Consider the following 15,577-nt stretch of genomic DNA (forward strand, 5'->3'; position numbering starts at 1 on the left):
GATGGTACTGCGACCGGGAGGTCGTGGGAGAGTAGGACGCCGCCGGACATTCACACTGTTAAGGGCCACCCCAATCGGGGTGGCCCTTAACATTTCTACAGACACATCGCCGCGCTGGCTCCCTTCCCGCGCGGCGCGAGGCCGCCGCATCAAGCCGAGCCTGCAGCGCCAAGGCGAGCCTGCAGCGTCGAGCCGAGCTTGCAGCACCTTCGAGCGCATGAGCCTGCGCGCAGGTTGGCACGCGGGGTCCTAGGTTCCGCTGGCACGCGCGCGACCGTCCTCCACGAGCCGTTCCTGTGCGGCTGCGCGGTACAGGCGCCTGCGATACGGGCGGCCACGATACGGGCGGCCACGGTACGGGCGGTCCCAGAGCGAGGCTGCGGTGCGTCGGGATCGTTGCGGCGGGACCTATGCGGTGGGAGCTATGCGGCGCTCGGTCTTGTCCTTGTTCAGCAGGGCCGGGCTGCCGCCGGAGTGTCGGGGTCTGCGCGCCGAACTGGGTCTTCGCGTTCTGAATCGGTGCCAGCTGCAGGTGCGCTGGGTGGTGTGCGGCCCAGCGCGGGCAGTGCGGCGCTGCGGGCGGTGGTCGCGCGTGCTCGCGACGCCGGGCCTGGTGGACTCGGTGGCGGCCGGTAGCACGAGCATTTGCTCGCGGGGCTTGTCCGTGTCCGTAGCGGAGTTCCGTGTGCATGGAGTGCGGTGGCTGATGGCTGATGGCCGGTGATCGTGCTTGCTCGTGCTCGCAGGGCCGCTGACGCCGGCGGTGGCCGCAGCGCGTAGGTCCGTGCCCGCGGTATGGGGGCGTGCGGCTAGGTGCGGCTGCAGCGCAGCCTTGCCCGCGATATGGCCACTGGCGTTCGGGTTCGTGCTCGCCGAGGGCGCGAGCTCTGTGGCCGCAGTACCCGGGCTGTAGGGCGGCCGTGGCGCAGCCGTGCGCGCAGAACCGGCTTGTGTCGGTGGCGGGGAGCCTGTGCGGCGGGCGCAGATCCGAGCTCCCGCGGGGCGCGCGGCGGGGCCTGTAGCGCTGCGGTGGCTGTAGCGCGGCGTTCGTGTGCGTGGAGTGCGGTGTTGTACCCGGTCGCCGGTCGCCGGTCGCCGGTGGTGGGTGTCGGTGGACGTGCGTGCTCGTGTTGGTGGGGTTGCTGGGGCTGGCGTGCTGCCCCTGCGGTGCCCGGGGCCGCAGGGTCCCTGCCCGCCGTACGGGGCGCCTGCAGCCTGGGCGGCCGGGGTGCAGTCGTGTTCGCGGGACGGGTGGATGTCGGCGGCTCTGGCTGCTGTATACGGGTGGATGCTGGCGGCTCAGGGCACTGGCTGCTGTACACGGGTGGATGCTGGCGGCTCAGGGTGGTGGCTGCTGTGCACGGGTGGATGCTGGCGGCTCTGGGTGGTGGCTGCTGTATACGGGCGGCTGCGGTGCAGCTGGGCTCGCGGGACGGGTGGATGCCGGGGCTCAGGGTGGCCGCTGTGCACGGGGTGGCCGCGGTGCAGCCGTGTTCGTGATGTGGGGTCGTGGGCGCGGTACAGGTTCGTGGTTTGGGGGTGTGGGCGTTGTGGAGGCGGGTGTGCGGGGTGCGGGTTCAGCGGGTGCCGTTCGGGGTGTGTGGTGTTGCGGTGGTGGTCGTGCGGGGGGCTTGGGTGGTGTGGATGGGGGCCAAGGTTGGGGTGGTGGGGTTGGTGGGTTTTGACAATTGTTGGGGGGCGGGGAGCGGGTGAGGATTTAGCGGTGACTGTGCTTGAGGAGTTGGTGGAGAAGTCGTTGGCGCGGGAGATGCCTTCGCGGGGTGAGGCGGTGGGGGTGCTTTCGGGGGACGATGACCTGTTGCATGTGGTGGCGGCGGCGTTTCGGGTGCGGCGGGAGTTCTTCGGGCGTCGGGTGAAGCTCAACACGATCATCAATCTGAAGAGTGGCCTCTGCCCGGAGGACTGTACGTACTGTTCGCAGCGGCTCGGGTCGACCGCGGAGATCATGAAGTACTCGTGGATCGATTCCGCCGAGGCCGCGGAGCTCGCCGGTAAGGCGGTTGGCGCCGGGGCGAAGCGGGTCTGCCTGGTGGCGAGTGGTCGTGGGCCGGGTGATCGGGACATCCGGCGGGTGGAGAGCACGATCGGCGCCATCAAGGCCGAGCACCCGCAGGTGGAGGTCTGCGTGTGCCTGGGGCTGCTGAAGGACGGGCAGGCTGAGCGGCTGCGGGATGCCGGCGCCAACGCGTACAGCCACAACCTCAACACGAGCGAGGAGCGGTACCAAGAGATCTGTACGACGCACACGTTCGCGGATCGGGTGGACACGGTACGGCGGGCGACGCGAGGCGGCTTGTCGCCGTGTTCGGGCGCGATCTTCGGGATGGGGGAGTCGGACGAGGAGATCGTGGATCTGGTGTTCGCGCTCCGGCAGCTGGATCCGGACTCGGTGCCGGTGAACTTCCTGATCCCGTTCGAGGGGACTCCACTGGAGGGGCGCTGGGAGCTGACGCCGGAGCGGTGTCTGCGGATCCTGGCGCTGTTCCGGTTCTGCTTCCCCGACGTCGAGGTCCGGCTGGCCGGTGGGCGGGAGATTCACCTGCGCGGGATGCAGGTCCTGGCGTTGCACGTGGCGAACTCGATCTTCCTGGGCGACTACCTCACGAGCGAGGGCCAGCCCGGCGCCGACGACCTGCAGCTGATCGCGGACGCCGGCTTCACCGTCGAAGGCCTGGAGCAGACGACGTTGCCCGCGGCTCGCCACGATCTCGTGACGCTGCGACATCGCGGTGCGGGCAGTGCCGCTCCGGCCGAATAGGCTCTGCAGGTGGCTGGAATGGTGTTGATCGTCGGGTTGCCGGGTGCCGGCAAGACGTCGCTGGCGCGACGGCTCGAAGAGGAGCGGAAGGCTCTTCGGTTGACGCCGGACGAGTGGATGGACGCCCTGTTCAACACGAGCGAGGTCGACGGACGGCGCTGGGTGCTGGAGTCGGAGATGCTCTGGGGCGTCGCGGCGAGAGCGCTGGAGCTCGAGGTGAACGTGATCCTCGACTACGGCTGCTGGTCGCGCGACGAGCGGGACCTGTTCCGGACCCGGGCGCAGGATCTCGGCGCGAGCGCGGAGATCGTCGTCCTCGACCTGCCGCTCCAGGTGCTGTGGGAGCGTCTGGGGCGGCGCAACGCGGATCTGCCGCCGGCGACGTTCGCCGTCAGCCGGGACGAGCTGACGGAGTGGAGCGCCATGTACGAGGTGCCGACGACGGACGAGCTCGAACGCTGGGACCGCCACGTGGTGCTGACGGACTAGCTATTCCTCGGGCGCGATGCCGACGAGTGCGGCCGCGGCGCAGATGTGTACCGGTGTCAGGTCGACGGGGGAGACCGGCGCCTGCAGCAGGGTGCCGCGCTCGTACGGCGTGAGCGTGATGTCGATGCCCGGAGCACCGGCCACCATGCCGCGCACGTACGTGAGCCAGCCCATCATCGGGATGCCGCGCCGGAACACGCCGGCCGCCGCGGCGAGCTCGGTGTCGGCGATGCTCGCCCACTGCGGCTCCCAGATCGTGACGACCGCGCGCAGCACCTGGGCGAAGCGCTCCGACTGCTGCAGCGCGTCCTCGTCGCTCCAGTGTAGCGTGAGCTGATCCGAGACGGTCGTCATCGTGCCGCCCATGGACAGGTCGAACAGCCACGGCAGCTCACCGGTGCTCTGCAGGTGCAGCCGGGTCGTGCTCGTACCGTTCGCGAGGACCTTCGTCGTGGCCTCGACCATCTCCTGCAGCGGCGTCGACCCGTCGGCCTCGAGGACGTGGTAGCCCCAGCGCTCGTCCTGCGTCCAGTTGTGGACGTCGGGGAACGCGACCGCCACCGCGGTCAGTGTGCGGCCGACGCGGAGCGCGCGGTGCTCGACGGACTCGTCACGATGCGGCCATTGGGCGCGAAGCAGCCACGATGCCATTCACGCCCTCCGATCGTGAGGCAGCAGGCACGGCGGAGGCGACGCCGTACCGAATGCTGACGCGGTGCCGAACGGTGACACAGTGCCGGATGCAGGTGACGGTACGCCGCCATACGACCGCTTGACCAGAGCTCCGCCTACTCGGTGTGAGCAGACGCGGCGCCTCTCCGGAACAGTCACCGGACCAGTCTGCTGCACCGGCTGGTGCAGGGGCAGCACCGGGGTCCGATTTTGGAAATATCACAGCGAAATCTGGACAAGTGTCAAGCTCAGCCGGCTGGAGTCGCTGCCACCAGGGCGCCGAGGGCGCTCGCCTGTGTCCGCCAGTCGCGCGCGCCGCCGCCCGCCCAGCGCTGCCCGAGACGGTTCAGCGAGTCCCGGTCGTTCTGCCAGATCGAGTCGGCCTGCCGCTGGGCATAGGTCCGGTACGACGCGTCGCCGGTGGAGTCCGCCAGGTCCATCAGGTACCGCATGAAGATGCCCTTGAACTGCTTCTGGTTGTCGTCGCAGGTGCCGGCGGGATCGCAGCTCTCCGTCAGGATGCCGCCCGGGCTGAGCGAGGACAGGGCCGCGTCGCCGAGCCGCCGGGCGGCCGCGAGGAGGGAACTGTCGCCGGTCGCCCGCCACAGCTCGAGCGCGCCGCCGATCGCCAGGCCTTGGTTGTACGTCCACACCGTCTGGCCGTTGTTCGTGCAGGCGCCGGTGATTCCGTCGTTGACGAGGTTCGACGAGTTGATCATCCCGCTGCCGGCGAACCAGTTCCACGCGGTGGTCGCGCGCTGCAGCCAGACCGTGTCGCCGGCCAGCCGGTTGTGCAGCGCCGCGGTCAGCCGGATATAGAGCCCGTTCGTCACCGCGTTCTTGTAGGTGCGCTCGCGGTCCCACCACACTCCGCCGCCGCAGGTACTCATGTCCCAATAGCCGTGCACGTAGTTGGCGATCGTGACGGCCATGTCCAGGTACCGGCGGTCGCCGGTCAGGTCGTACGCTTCGATCCACGCGATACCCCACCACGCGGTGTCGTCGATCGCGCGACTGATGAAGTTCCCCTCCAGCGCGTCACCGCTCTTCTCGCCGGCCGGGAACACGCCCTTGTTCTTCTCGAACACCTCGTTCACGATCCAGCGCAGATCGGTACGGCGGGTGCGCTGCTGGTAATCCATCAAAGTGGTGACCGCCACCGCGGAGTTCCACCAGCTCGAGAGCCACCACGCGGTGTGCGGCTGGTACGAGTACATCAACGCGTCGGCGGCCGCGCCGGTCCGATCGGTCGCCGGCCGCGCCCACGCCGTACAGCTGCCGTTCTGGCCTTCGCCGGCTCGGCCGCACGCACGGACCGCTCCGCCGTAGAGCTTCGACAATGGGTCAGCCGTCGCGTAGAGGCGCGTCGCGCCCGTGGCGGCGCCGGAGGTGACACTCGTCCGGCCGAGCGACGAGCCGCCGGGCCACGACGCACCCTCGTTCCAGGAACGGTCCAGCCAGATCTCGTCGCCGGCGGCGCCGTTCTCGATCACACCCCACGCCATGCCGCGATTGTCGATATGGAGCGAGATCCGCCGGTTGGACAGCGTGGTCGACGGCACCGGCTGGTTGTCGCCGGACGGACCGGTGCTGCCGTCACATGCCGCCGCGCAGACCCCGGTGTGTACCCAGGCGGTGCAGTCGACGCCCGCCGCGTCGCCGCACGCACGGATCAGGCCGCGCCGGTGACCGGCCGGGTCGGCGAGGTTGTACATGAGCGTGCGCGTGCCGGTCCACCCCGACGGGATCGACGCCTTGCCGAGCAGCCCGTCCCAGGTCGCGCCGCCGTCCCAGCTGCGGTCCAGCCAGACGGCGTCGTTGGTCGTCCCGCCGTCGATGCTGCCCCACGCCATGGCGTCGTTGTCGGACACGTGCAGTACGACGTGACGCCCGTTGATCACCTTCTCCGGGACGGGGAACGTCTCCTCCTGCGCCTTCGACGGATCGAGCATGTCGCACGAGACCGAGCACACTTGCGCGGCCATCGGCTGCGCGTCAGCAGGACGAGCCGGCGTCAGCGCGAGGGCGAGTATCAGCAGAATCCGCATGATCAGCCTCCGAGTCCGGGCTGGTCGGCCCACGTCGTGTCCGCGTCGTACGAGCCGCCGCCGTCCCACGGGTTCGCGCCGCCGGCGGTGGCGATGTAGACCAGCTCGTTCGCGTGCCGGACGTAGTACGTCGGATAGTTGATCGACTGCAGTGACACGTTGCCGGCGCCGCCCGCGCGCGGAGGCTGCGCGCAGAACGTGGCGTCCTTGCGGAAGGTGTCCGTGCCGTCGTTGGACGCCTTCTGCAGTCGGTAATTGCTGTGCCGAAGGTACTGGCCGGGGAAGTTGACCGACTCGAGCGAGTAGCAGCTGCTCTCGGCCAGGCCGGCGCGGATCACGAAGCTCGCGTCCTGCCGGTCGGTGAGCGACGAGCCGGCGCTGATGACATCGGTCCGCGCCAGCCCGTCGCGATGCCGGAGCACGCGATCGGTGTAGCCGGCCGTGGTCACGCGGAACGTGCGGACCTGGCCGACCGCGAGGTCCGCGCCGCTGCGCCACCAGGCGGGGACGAGGTTCCAGGTCGCGTCGTCGCGGTGCGAGCCGCCGGTGTCGGTGTCCAGCCAGACCTCGGAGTTGCGGTGGCGCAGGTAGTACCCGGGCCGGGCGGCCGACTCCAGCGACGTGCCGCCGCCGCTCAGCCCTGGGCGCGTGCAGAACGTGGCATCGGCTGCGACGGGATTGGCTTCCTTGTAGATCCGGAGGTCGCGCTGGCGCAGGTACTGGCCGGGGTAGTTGCGCGACTCGAAGGAGTAGCAGCTGCTGTTGGACAGACCGGGGCGGACCCAGAACGTCGCGTCCTGCTTGAGCGTCTGGTTGCTGCCGGCATCGACGACCTCGGTGTTCGCCACGCCGTCGATGTGCCTGAGGTACCGGTTCGTGTACGTCGGGGTGGTGACCCGGAACGAGACCAGCTTGCCGAGCGGAAGCGTCGTACCGTTGGCGGCGGCAAGCACCTGCTGGTTGACCGCCCGCACTCGCGCGAAGTCCATCTTCCGCACCTGGCGGTCGTAGGTGTAGAAGCCGTTGATCTCGTCCTCGACGTCGGTCGGCTCGGTGTAGACCGAACCGGACAGGCCGGATCCGGTGATCAGGTCCGGCAGCTGGCTCGTGATCTGCACGTACCTGGTGGTCAGCGCGTCGCTCGTCGGCAGCATCTCGTACGCGAAGCTGTTGCCGCTCGGCCACTCGTGCCCGGCGACGTGCAGGCCGAGCCCGCCGTACTCGCCGAGCTGCAGCACGCGTGTCGTCGACGGCGCCCGCGCGACGCCCGGACCGACGTACATGTGGTCGTCGATGACGTCTCCGTTGCCCGGATCGGGATCGGAGTCGCAGCAGTTCGACCCGGAATTGTGGTTGACCAGGCGGCTCGGGTCGAGGCTTTTCACCAGGTCGGCGATCCGCCCGGCCTGGAATTCGCCCCAGCCCTCGTTGAACGGGATCCACTGCACGATCGAGGTGATCTGTTTGTGGTTGTCGACCATCCGCCGCAGCTCGGACTCGTACCGTGCCTCGCCGGCCGCGGAAGCGTTGCGGCCGGCGACCAGCGACGGCATGTCCTGCCACACCATTAGCCCGAGCTTGTCGGCCCAGTAGAACCAGCGGGCCGACTCGACCTTGATGTGTTTGCGGACCATGTTGAAGCCGAGCGCCTTCTGCTGCTCGAGGTCGAACCGCAGCGCCTCGTCGGTCGGCGCGGTGTACAGGCCGTCCGGCCAGAAGCCCTGGTCGAGTGTGCCGAGCGCGTACACGAACTTGCCGTTCAGCGTCGGCCGCAGGAAGCCGCCGAGCATCGCCTTGCCGACGGAGCGCATCCCGAAGTACCCGCCGACGGAGTCGTTGCCCATCGTCACGCGCAGGTCGTAGAGGAACGGGTCGTCCGGCGACCACAGATGCGCGTTCGGTACGGCGACCCGGAACTGTGTCCCGCTGACGCCGCCGGCCTCACCGACGACCTGCCCGCCGGACAACACCTGCGCGTGCACCGACTGGCCCGGCGAGGAGCCCTGCACGGTGAGATCCAGTCCGCCGGCCGCGACATTCGGGGTCGTGTCGAGCCGGGTGATCCAGCTCGATTGCGTCGGCTCCAGCCAGACGGTCTGCCAGATGCCGGACGACGGTGTGTACCAGATGCCGCCGCGGTTCACGCGCTGCTTCCCGAGCGGGATGTCCTCGGTGTCGACCGGCGCCCAGACGCCGACGACGATGTCGTTGCTGCCGGCCCGCAACGCCGAGGTGATGTCGAACGAGAACGCGTCGTACCCGCCCTCGTGCGTGCCGAGCAGCGTGCCGTTCACCCAGACCTTCGACTGCCACATCACCGCGCCGAAGTTGAGTTGCACGTGGCGGCCCGACCAGCTCGCCGGGACGGTGAAGGTGCGCTTGTAGTACATCCGGTTCTCGTGGCGCTGGATGCCGGACAGCGCGGACTCGATCGGGTAGGGGACCAGCACCTCCTCGGGCAGCGTCCCGGTCGGCGGGCTGTTCAGATCGCTGGTCGGTGCGAACTGCCAGACGCCGTTGAGGCTCTGCCATTCGGTCCGCGTCAGCTGCGGCCGCGGGTACTCGGGCAGCGGGTTGGTCATCGACACCTGGTTGGTCCACGGCGTGGTCAGCGGTGGCGGCTTCGGGGTGAACGCGCTTGCGGTGACGGGTGTCAGGAGGACTGCGAGGACAGCGAGGACGAACGTCAGCAGGCGAAGTCGCGACAGCATGTGGATCTCCCTGGGGCGGTAGGAAGAGAGCGCTCTCACTCGTGAGTATGCCGACGCGTGGCGCGGGGTCAAGACCCCGCGTGATTGTTTCTGTGGGAAATTGTCGGACTACGTGAGCGTCGGCGAGGCCAGCTCGAGTGTCGGCGTCGAGCCGCGGTACGACGTCATCCACTCGCGGAGCAGCTCGACCCGGGCCGCGTTGTCCTCGTTGCCCTTCACCACCGGCGCCTGGTTGTACGGCATGGTGTCCGAGCTGCGCCGGAGCTTCACGTACAGCCGGGAGGAGGCGAGCGCGTACCGCTCCATGTCGTCCTGGAGGGCGCCGATCACAGTGATGTTCCGGTCGCGGCCGATCTGCTCGAACAGCGCGACGGCTTCGCGCCGGTGCTGCGAGCCGAGGTTGCGGCCGAGCTCGTCGAGGATCAGCAGCAGCGGACGGTCCGAACCGCCGGCGAGCGCGGCCGCGCACACCAGCTTCACGGCCTTCTCGTCCATCTGCGCGGTGTTGCCCTTGACGTTGAACGCGGAGAACGGGCCGCCCTCGGACCGGCGCCACTTCGGCGTCACCGTCCAGCGCCACGGCTTGTCCGGCTCGGCCGGCGGATCGGGCTCGGGGAACTCGAGCTTCGCGCCGTACCCGCCGTACTGCTGGTCGAGGCGGTCGAACTCCTGCGACACCAGGCGGAGCCGCGCCTTGATGCCGTCGGCCAGGGACGCCCGGTGCGCGCGGGCCGTGCTCTCGGCCTCGCCGAGGCCTTCGCGGGCGCGCTCGAGCGCGGCATTCCGCTCGGCGCGCTGGCTGGCGATCTGCTGTTGCTGCAGGCTGTCGAACGTCTCGTGCTGGGCGAGGTGGCTGCTCAGCGTGCGGTGCAGCGCCGGGACCAGGCCGACGCGGTCGCCGAGCGTGCCGTTCGTCCAGCCGTCCGGGCCGTTGAGGATCTCCCACAGCTCGGTGGGGATCTCTTCGCGGGAGCGCGCGTTCGGGAAGCAGCGGCGGATGACGTCGTCGAGCTGCGTGCAGGCCTGGTGGTTCCAATCGGCCGTCGTCCGGCGTTGCGCGTCGTCGGGCAGGCCGAGGATGAACTCCTCCGCCTCCGCGGGTGTCCCGCCCCAGGCCGTGGTCCGGGTGGTGAGGTCGAGCGCGGTCTGCTCCTCGCGGAGCGCGAGCCGGCGGGCGGTGAACTCGTCGAGGATCCGGTCCTGGTCGCGGCGGGTCGCCTCGAGGTTCTTCAGCCGCTCGTCGCGGACCAGCTGCTGGCCGGCGGCCGCCTCGGCGGACTCCTTCGCCGCCTGCAGCTGCGGCGCGAGCGAGTCGCGATCGGTCTCGTGCCGGTCGACGGTCTCGCGCAGCGCGAGGATCTGCTCCTGCACGGATTCCGCGTCGGCGAGCGCGCGGGCGGCCGCCGTACGGCGCTCCGCCTGCTCGACCCGGGCCCGGGCCTGCTCGAGCGCCGCGGACGCCTGACCGCGGGCCTCGACCGCGGACTCGACGCGCCGACGGGCCGCCTCGATCCTCGCGGTCCGGCCGGTGATCGGCTCGTCGAACTGCCCGACGGCGACGACACCGGCGACGTCGTCGATGTGGTCCTTGGTCGCGCGCTCGCCGATCGCGGCGAAGAACGCGTCCAGCACGAACCGCTTGTCCGCGGACTTCGGCCCCCGCTTGCGGGACGGCTTCGCGCCGGGCCGGTTCGCCAGCACCAGCACGAATCCCGCGTACCCGGCGTCGGCCAGCGCGGTCGACGCGACCTGGGCGTCGCCCGCGTCGATGACGACGGCCTCCCGGTACGGCGCGAACCGCGGCTCCCACTCGGCCCGGTCGGACTCCGGAAGCTCGGTGATGTCCGTCAGAGCGCCGCACTCGATGCCGGCGTTCTCCAGGACCTGTTGCTGCGCTGCGGAGACGGTCTGACCGCTCTCCGCTTCCTTCAGGTCCGCCGTCGCGTGCTCGACGGCGACCCGTGCGGCGTGGTCGCGGCCGATGTGTTCCTCGAGAATCTCGCGCGCCTCGGCCTGCTCTTCGGCGGCGACGGTGAGATCGCGGCCGTCCGCCGAACGACCGGCCTCCAGCAGGCGGCGATGCTCCTGACCGAGACGCTCCAACTGCTCCCGCACCGAGCGCTGCGCCAGGTCGAGCTCCCGGTCGCGGGCGTCCAGCTTGTCCCGCTCCTGGCGGGTCAGCTGGACGTCGCGGAGCAGCCCTTCCTCGTTGCCGAAGGCATCGATTTCGGCGTCGATCGCCTCCTTGCGGGCCTCCTGCTCGGCGACGCGCTCGTCGAGAACCGCCAGCTCCTGCAGGATCTCGTCGTTCCTCGCAGAGCCGTCGATCAGGTGCCGCGCGGAGCGTGCCTGCCAGGACTCCTTCGCGGCGGCGAGTGCTTCGCGGGCCGCGGCGCGCTGCAGGATGCCCGCCTCGACGGTGGCCATCTCCTGCTCCCAGCGCTGCAGGTCGGCGGTCGCCTGCTTGGTCGCCTCGCGCTGGGTGTGCTCGGCGGAGCGGTGCGCCTGCTCCTGCTCGAGCTCGTGATCGAGGCCGGTGAGCGTCGCGATCGCGTTGAAGATGCGGGCCGGGCCGAGCTCGTTGAGCGGCTCGGCCAGCAGGTTCGCGGTCGGGCTGGAGCGGACCGACGTCGACAGGAACGAGACGCAGCGGACCTGTCCGCCGTACAGCACCTGGGAGAGCTTGTTGGCGTGGAAGTCGGTGCGGCCGTTCGAGTGCGGGAGGGCGGCCCACAACGCGTCGGCGCCGGCGGCACGCTCCGCCTCGGTCGCGCCGTACGGGATGTGCAGGCCCTGCTTCCAGCGCAGGTCGATGTACGACGCCTTGCGGTTGATGCGGATCCAGATGGTGACCGCGGCCGCCTCGATCTCGTCGAGGTCGGTGAGGTCCGGGTCGGAGAAGACGCCGACGATGTAGCCGCGATCGACGTTCGACCAGTTGCCTTCCTGGCCGGCCGCCTCGGCGGTGAACAGCAGCTCGGCCGCGCCGGGAGCGCCGCTGGTCAGGCGCCACTGGTCGTCGGCGTGCAGCAGGCTGAGCGCGGCGATCCACGACGACTTGCCGGCGCCGTTGGAGTCGGTCGGGCCCTGCCCGGCGACCGTGATCAGGCCGCGGCCGATCATCGGGATCGGGTGCGTCGACAGGCGCGACAGGTCGACGACCTGCACCCCCAGCAGCACCTTCGACCCCAGGATGTCGAACGGCCCGTCCTCAGCAGCAGCGGCGCTCATGCATCATCTCCCGTGGTAGTGCTGACTTCTGCTGGGACGCCGTTGCGGGCGCGGATGGCTTCGGCGATCGGACTGGCCGGCGCGGCGGCCAGGATCAGCTGGTCCTGGAGGCGGCGGCGTGCGGCCGGTGTCAGTCGCTGCAGCTGCGGGCCCGGGATGTACGACGGGCCGCCGGAATGGTCGCCGGACAGCTGGATCAGACCCGCGGCGCGCAACCGTTGCAGGGCGAGGCGGCGCTCCTCGCCGCTGATCCTGCTGGTGCGCAGCTCGTCGACCGTGGTGGGGCGCGCGGACTTCCAGCTGTCGCCGGTCAGGATGCCTTCGCTGCGGGGGATCGCGACGGAATGGACGAGTACGAGCACGAGAACCGCGCGGTCCACGACGGACAACGGCTGCCAGCCCTGGGCGACCAGGCTGGCCGCGATGTCGTCGTCGTACCCAGCGGTCCAATGGGTGCCGTCGACGTGGACGAGGGTCCGGCCGATGAGCTTCAGCATGCGCTGCACCTGGCGGCGCAACGTCACGTCCCGCAGCCCGGCGAGCTGCACCTCGGCGACCGGATGAGCGGCATACTGCACCGCGCTGAACGCCGCGAGCACCTCGTCGCGCGAACGGTCGCTCAGGTCCTGCAGCAAGGGGTCGAACAAGGCGTGCTGCTCACTCATCCGCCACCTCCGGACCTGCAGGCGAGTCGGTGCCGGAGCTGGGGCCAAGGCCGGAGCCGGAGCCGGTGTCCGAGTCCGGGCTGGACTCGGGGAGTGCCTCGTCCGGCGTGGGCTCGGCGTCAGGCGTGGAGGTCAGGACGGCCGGGGGCGGCTCCGGGAGATGGCGGCACAGGTCGCGGAGCGTGGAGAGGTCGGCCGGGGTCCAGGTGATGACGCGTGGGCCGAGACGGACCTCGCCCGCTTTGTCGTTCCAGAGGAGCCAATGGGTCGCGTGCAGGCGGCGCAGGCTGCCGATGATCAGGGTCAGGTCGCTCGACTGCTCGGGTCGGCCGCGCATCCCGGCGTACACGGCCCGGATCTGCGCCAATGTGCCGGTCGAACCGGGCCAGGCCGGCGCGCTGCGGTCGGTCCAGCAGCAGGCGACGCAGATCGCGAGGATGCGGGCCGTCTCGTTCGGCTGCTCGACGGCGACCGGGGGAGCGCCGAGCTCTTCGAGCACGCCGTGCCCCGCACCGGACGGCAGCGTCGGCACCAGCCAGACCATCGATCCGTCCGGAGACGCCGCGCGGGTCAGGCCCGCGACGGCAGGCGTGTCCGGATCGACCTCGAGCGGACCCGCCGACTGCACCTTCGCCCACCACAGAGCGTTGTACAACCGCCGCTCGACGGCCTCCGTGCTCAACGGGACACCCGGCGGAAGATGCCCTCGGTCGCCCAGGGCGTGCCGGCGGTGGGGTCGATGCGCATGCCGTCGGACCAGACCAGCTCGTAGTCGAGCTCGTCGTGCAGATGCGCCGCGGTCAGCTCGGCGAGGATCCGGCGGGCGGTGATCCAGTCGCCGGCCTCGTCGATCACCTCGACGATGTCGACCGCGGGGCGGCCGGCCAGCACTCGCTCGGCCTCGGCCCGGAGGTCCTCACGGTCGGTCGCGGCGGCGGACTCCGGTGCGTCCACGTCTCCGGTCGGCCGCGGCGGCGCCATCCGCGCGGTGCCGCTGCGGCGGCCCGTCTCCACGGCCTCGACCATCGTCTGCGCGGAGAAGTCCGGCGCGGCGGCGTCGAACAGCAGCCCGTCCAGCACCGCGGCCAGTGCGTCGGGCTCGCTGCCGCGGGTAAAGGTCAGCCAGGTCTCGATGGGCAGGAGGCCGAGAGCGCGCGTCGTCCCGGCTCGCTCGACCAGGCGGCCGGCGGCGAGCTGCACGGCGTCGGCATACGCAGCCAGGGACATCCGGAGCGAGGTGCACTCGCGGTGCAGCTCGGGCCAGCGGTCCAGGACCAGCCGGTGCACCTTCTCGGCCTGCTCGATCAGCCGCTCGTTGCCCCAGGCGAGCTGGGCGTTCTCCCGGAGCTGGGCGGTGGTGCTGGTCGAGACCAGGATCGCGAGCTCGTTCCCGAGCAGGCGGAAGACCTTGGTCAGTCGGCCGATCGAGGCCTGCCCGTCGGTCGCGGTCGCCTGCGGGTCGCTGACGCTGTGCGCCTCGAGGGTGAGCAGCTGGTGCAGCTCGGCCTGGCCGCCCTGGACGGACATCCGGCGCAGGAACATCAGCATCACGTACGGCGCGAAGGCGGCGCGGTGGCGCAACTCGTTCGGCCGGTCGACGAGTTTGGTGATCGCGCCGTACTGCCGGAGGACCTCGAAGCGGCGGACGATCACGTCGTGCGGATAGGCCCGGCAGGCCAGCGTGGCCTGCTCCACGGTCAGCCCGTCGCTGCCGGCCTCGGCGAACGCGTCCAGGATCGCCTGGTCGACGTCGAGCAGGTCCGGGTCGACGATCATCGCACCGGCCTCACGGGCGAGCACGGCGAACACCTGACGGTAGACCCGCAGCACAGCCGCCTCGGCCTCGGCGTCGAGCAGTGTCGCGTCCATCCGCACCTCCTCCCGTGAGAAAAGGACTCTAACCACCCGCACCGACAGACCAAAACTCGCCCGGCACCGGCCTGTGGAAAACCGGATGACGGCGGATCCGCGGCTGCCTACCATCCGAGATGTGATGAGAATCCTTGGCTGACGCGGTCGGGAAGGCCGCGTCAGTACCACGGCACCCCTCCGCGGGTGTCGCCCCGCCGGAGCGGGCCACTGGCCCCCGGCGCGCTTGCTGATTCTCTCCGTACGGAGCCCGCACATGACTGTGCACCCTTCTGCCCGCTCTATCGGCGCGCAGCATCCCCGTGTCCGTGACCTGCTCGCCCTGCGCAAGGACGGTTCGCCCGGCCGGATCATGGTCGAAGGAACGTGGGAACACGACCGCCTGCTGACCACGTCCGCCGCCATCGAGACCTTCTTCTGGTGCCCGGAAGCCGGGACGACCGACGTGACCGGATCGCCGATCGCGCCGCCGAGGTGTACCGCATCTCGGAGAAGCTGCTCACCCGCCTGTCCCGCAAGACCCGCTCGGACGGCCTGATCTCGGTCGCGCGCCTGCCGGAATGGCGGCCGCACACGTTCCGGTTCACCAGCCGGTCGCTGGTCCTGGTCGCCGACGGGGTCGAGTACGCCGGCAACCTCGGCACCCTGATCCGTACGGCGGACGCCGCCGACGCCGACTGCCTGGTCCTGACCAGCCGGCGGGCCCGCCCGACCCATCCGGCCGTGTACTCCGCGAGCCGCGGCACCGTCCTCTCGACGCCGATCGTCGAGTTCGACGACATCCCGGCCGCGGCCGCCTGGCTGCGGAGCCATCGGTTCCGCGTCCACCTCGCGGATCCGGCCGCGGCCGGGACGTACCGGGTTCCGCAGTACGACGGACCGACCGCGTTCGTGGTCGGCTCGGAAGGATCGGGGCTGTCGCGGGCGTGGCATGACGAAGGGTTCGACGCGGTGTCGATCCCGATGCTCGGTCGGGCCGACTCGCTGAACGTCGCGTTGTCGGCCGGGATCCTGCTGTTCGAGGCACGGGCTCGAAAGGAAGGCTGGTGACACATTGGGCACAATGGCATCGCCGCCGAAGACAGGCAGCCGAAACACCGCCGCCGAGACAGC

The 15,577-nt window shown here is 70.4% G+C and carries 10 protein-coding genes; 3 read left to right on the forward strand and 7 right to left on the reverse strand.

Annotated elements, in window-relative coordinates:
* Positions 1–1,723: 1,723 nt before the first annotated feature.
* Both bioB and ABZW60_RS40365 read left to right on the forward strand, forming a co-directional pair.
* On the forward strand, positions 1,724–2,779 hold the full coding sequence (gene bioB / locus ABZW60_RS40360; RefSeq protein ID WP_355485959.1) for a biotin synthase BioB: 1,056 nt from the start codon (positions 1,724–1,726) through the stop codon (positions 2,777–2,779).
* An 18-nt stretch (positions 2,780–2,797) separates the two neighbouring features.
* Positions 2,798–3,268 carry an AAA family ATPase gene (locus ABZW60_RS40365; RefSeq protein ID WP_355486028.1) on the forward strand — a complete coding sequence of 157 codons (471 nt, stop codon included), beginning with the start codon at positions 2,798–2,800 and terminating at the stop codon, positions 3,266–3,268.
* On the opposite strand, the gene ABZW60_RS40370 is transcribed toward ABZW60_RS40365, so the two are convergent.
* From ABZW60_RS40370 to ABZW60_RS40400, 7 genes are all read right to left on the reverse strand, one after another.
* Positions 3,269–3,919 carry a hypothetical protein gene (locus ABZW60_RS40370; RefSeq protein ID WP_355485960.1) on the reverse strand — a complete coding sequence of 217 codons (651 nt, stop codon included), beginning with the start codon at positions 3,917–3,919 and terminating at the stop codon, positions 3,269–3,271.
* A 269-nt stretch (positions 3,920–4,188) separates the two neighbouring features.
* On the reverse strand, positions 4,189–5,988 hold the full coding sequence (locus ABZW60_RS40375; RefSeq protein WP_355485961.1) for a glycoside hydrolase family 76 protein: 1,800 nt from the start codon (positions 5,986–5,988) through the stop codon (positions 4,189–4,191).
* 2 nt (positions 5,989–5,990) lie between these two features.
* A complete protein-coding gene (locus ABZW60_RS40380) occupies positions 5,991–8,699 on the reverse strand; it encodes an AbfB domain-containing protein (RefSeq protein WP_355485962.1) in 2,709 nt (902 codons plus the stop codon).
* A gap of 108 nt (positions 8,700–8,807) precedes the next feature.
* The gene (locus ABZW60_RS40385) at positions 8,808–11,930 is read right to left on the reverse strand and encodes a chromosome segregation ATPase (protein ID WP_355485963.1); all 3,123 of its coding nucleotides are present in this window, start codon (positions 11,928–11,930) and stop codon (positions 8,808–8,810) included.
* Positions 11,927–12,595 carry a hypothetical protein gene (locus tag ABZW60_RS40390; RefSeq protein ID WP_355485964.1) on the reverse strand — a complete coding sequence of 223 codons (669 nt, stop codon included), beginning with the start codon at positions 12,593–12,595 and terminating at the stop codon, positions 11,927–11,929. The genes ABZW60_RS40385 and ABZW60_RS40390 overlap by 4 nt, the downstream gene beginning before the upstream one ends.
* Positions 12,588–13,277, reverse strand: coding sequence for a hypothetical protein (locus tag ABZW60_RS40395; protein WP_355485965.1), 690 nt, complete (start codon positions 13,275–13,277; stop codon positions 12,588–12,590). The genes ABZW60_RS40390 and ABZW60_RS40395 overlap by 8 nt, the downstream gene beginning before the upstream one ends.
* The gene (locus tag ABZW60_RS40400) at positions 13,274–14,464 is read right to left on the reverse strand and encodes a hypothetical protein (RefSeq protein ID WP_355485966.1); all 1,191 of its coding nucleotides are present in this window, start codon (positions 14,462–14,464) and stop codon (positions 13,274–13,276) included. Before ABZW60_RS40400 ends, ABZW60_RS40395 begins: the two co-directional genes overlap by 4 nt.
* A 420-nt stretch (positions 14,465–14,884) precedes the next feature.
* Here ABZW60_RS40400 and ABZW60_RS40405 point away from each other — a divergent pair, with 420 nt between their 5' ends.
* Positions 14,885–15,514 (forward strand): TrmH family RNA methyltransferase, encoded by a 630-nt coding sequence (locus ABZW60_RS40405; protein WP_355485967.1) that lies wholly within the window; start codon positions 14,885–14,887, stop codon positions 15,512–15,514.
* Positions 15,515–15,577: the final 63 nt, after the last annotated feature.

This window comes from Kribbella sp. NPDC003557 (assembly GCF_040610805.1).
Classification (GTDB): domain Bacteria; phylum Actinomycetota; class Actinomycetes; order Propionibacteriales; family Kribbellaceae; genus Kribbella.

Coding starts and splice junctions, on each gene's coding strand:
- ABZW60_RS40365 (WP_355486028.1), top strand. CDS start 2,798: ATGGTGTTGATCGTCGGGTTGCCGGGTGCCGGCAAGACGTCGCTGGCG.
- ABZW60_RS40370 (WP_355485960.1), bottom strand. CDS start 3,919: ATGGCATCGTGGCTGCTTCGCGCCCAATGGCCGCATCGTGACGAGTCC.
- ABZW60_RS40375 (WP_355485961.1), bottom strand. CDS start 5,988: ATGCGGATTCTGCTGATACTCGCCCTCGCGCTGACGCCGGCTCGTCCT.
- ABZW60_RS40380 (WP_355485962.1), bottom strand. CDS start 8,699: ATGCTGTCGCGACTTCGCCTGCTGACGTTCGTCCTCGCTGTCCTCGCA.
- ABZW60_RS40385 (WP_355485963.1), bottom strand. CDS start 11,930: ATGAGCGCCGCTGCTGCTGAGGACGGGCCGTTCGACATCCTGGGGTCG.
- ABZW60_RS40390 (WP_355485964.1), bottom strand. CDS start 12,595: ATGAGTGAGCAGCACGCCTTGTTCGACCCCTTGCTGCAGGACCTGAGC.
- ABZW60_RS40400 (WP_355485966.1), bottom strand. CDS start 14,464: ATGGACGCGACACTGCTCGACGCCGAGGCCGAGGCGGCTGTGCTGCGG.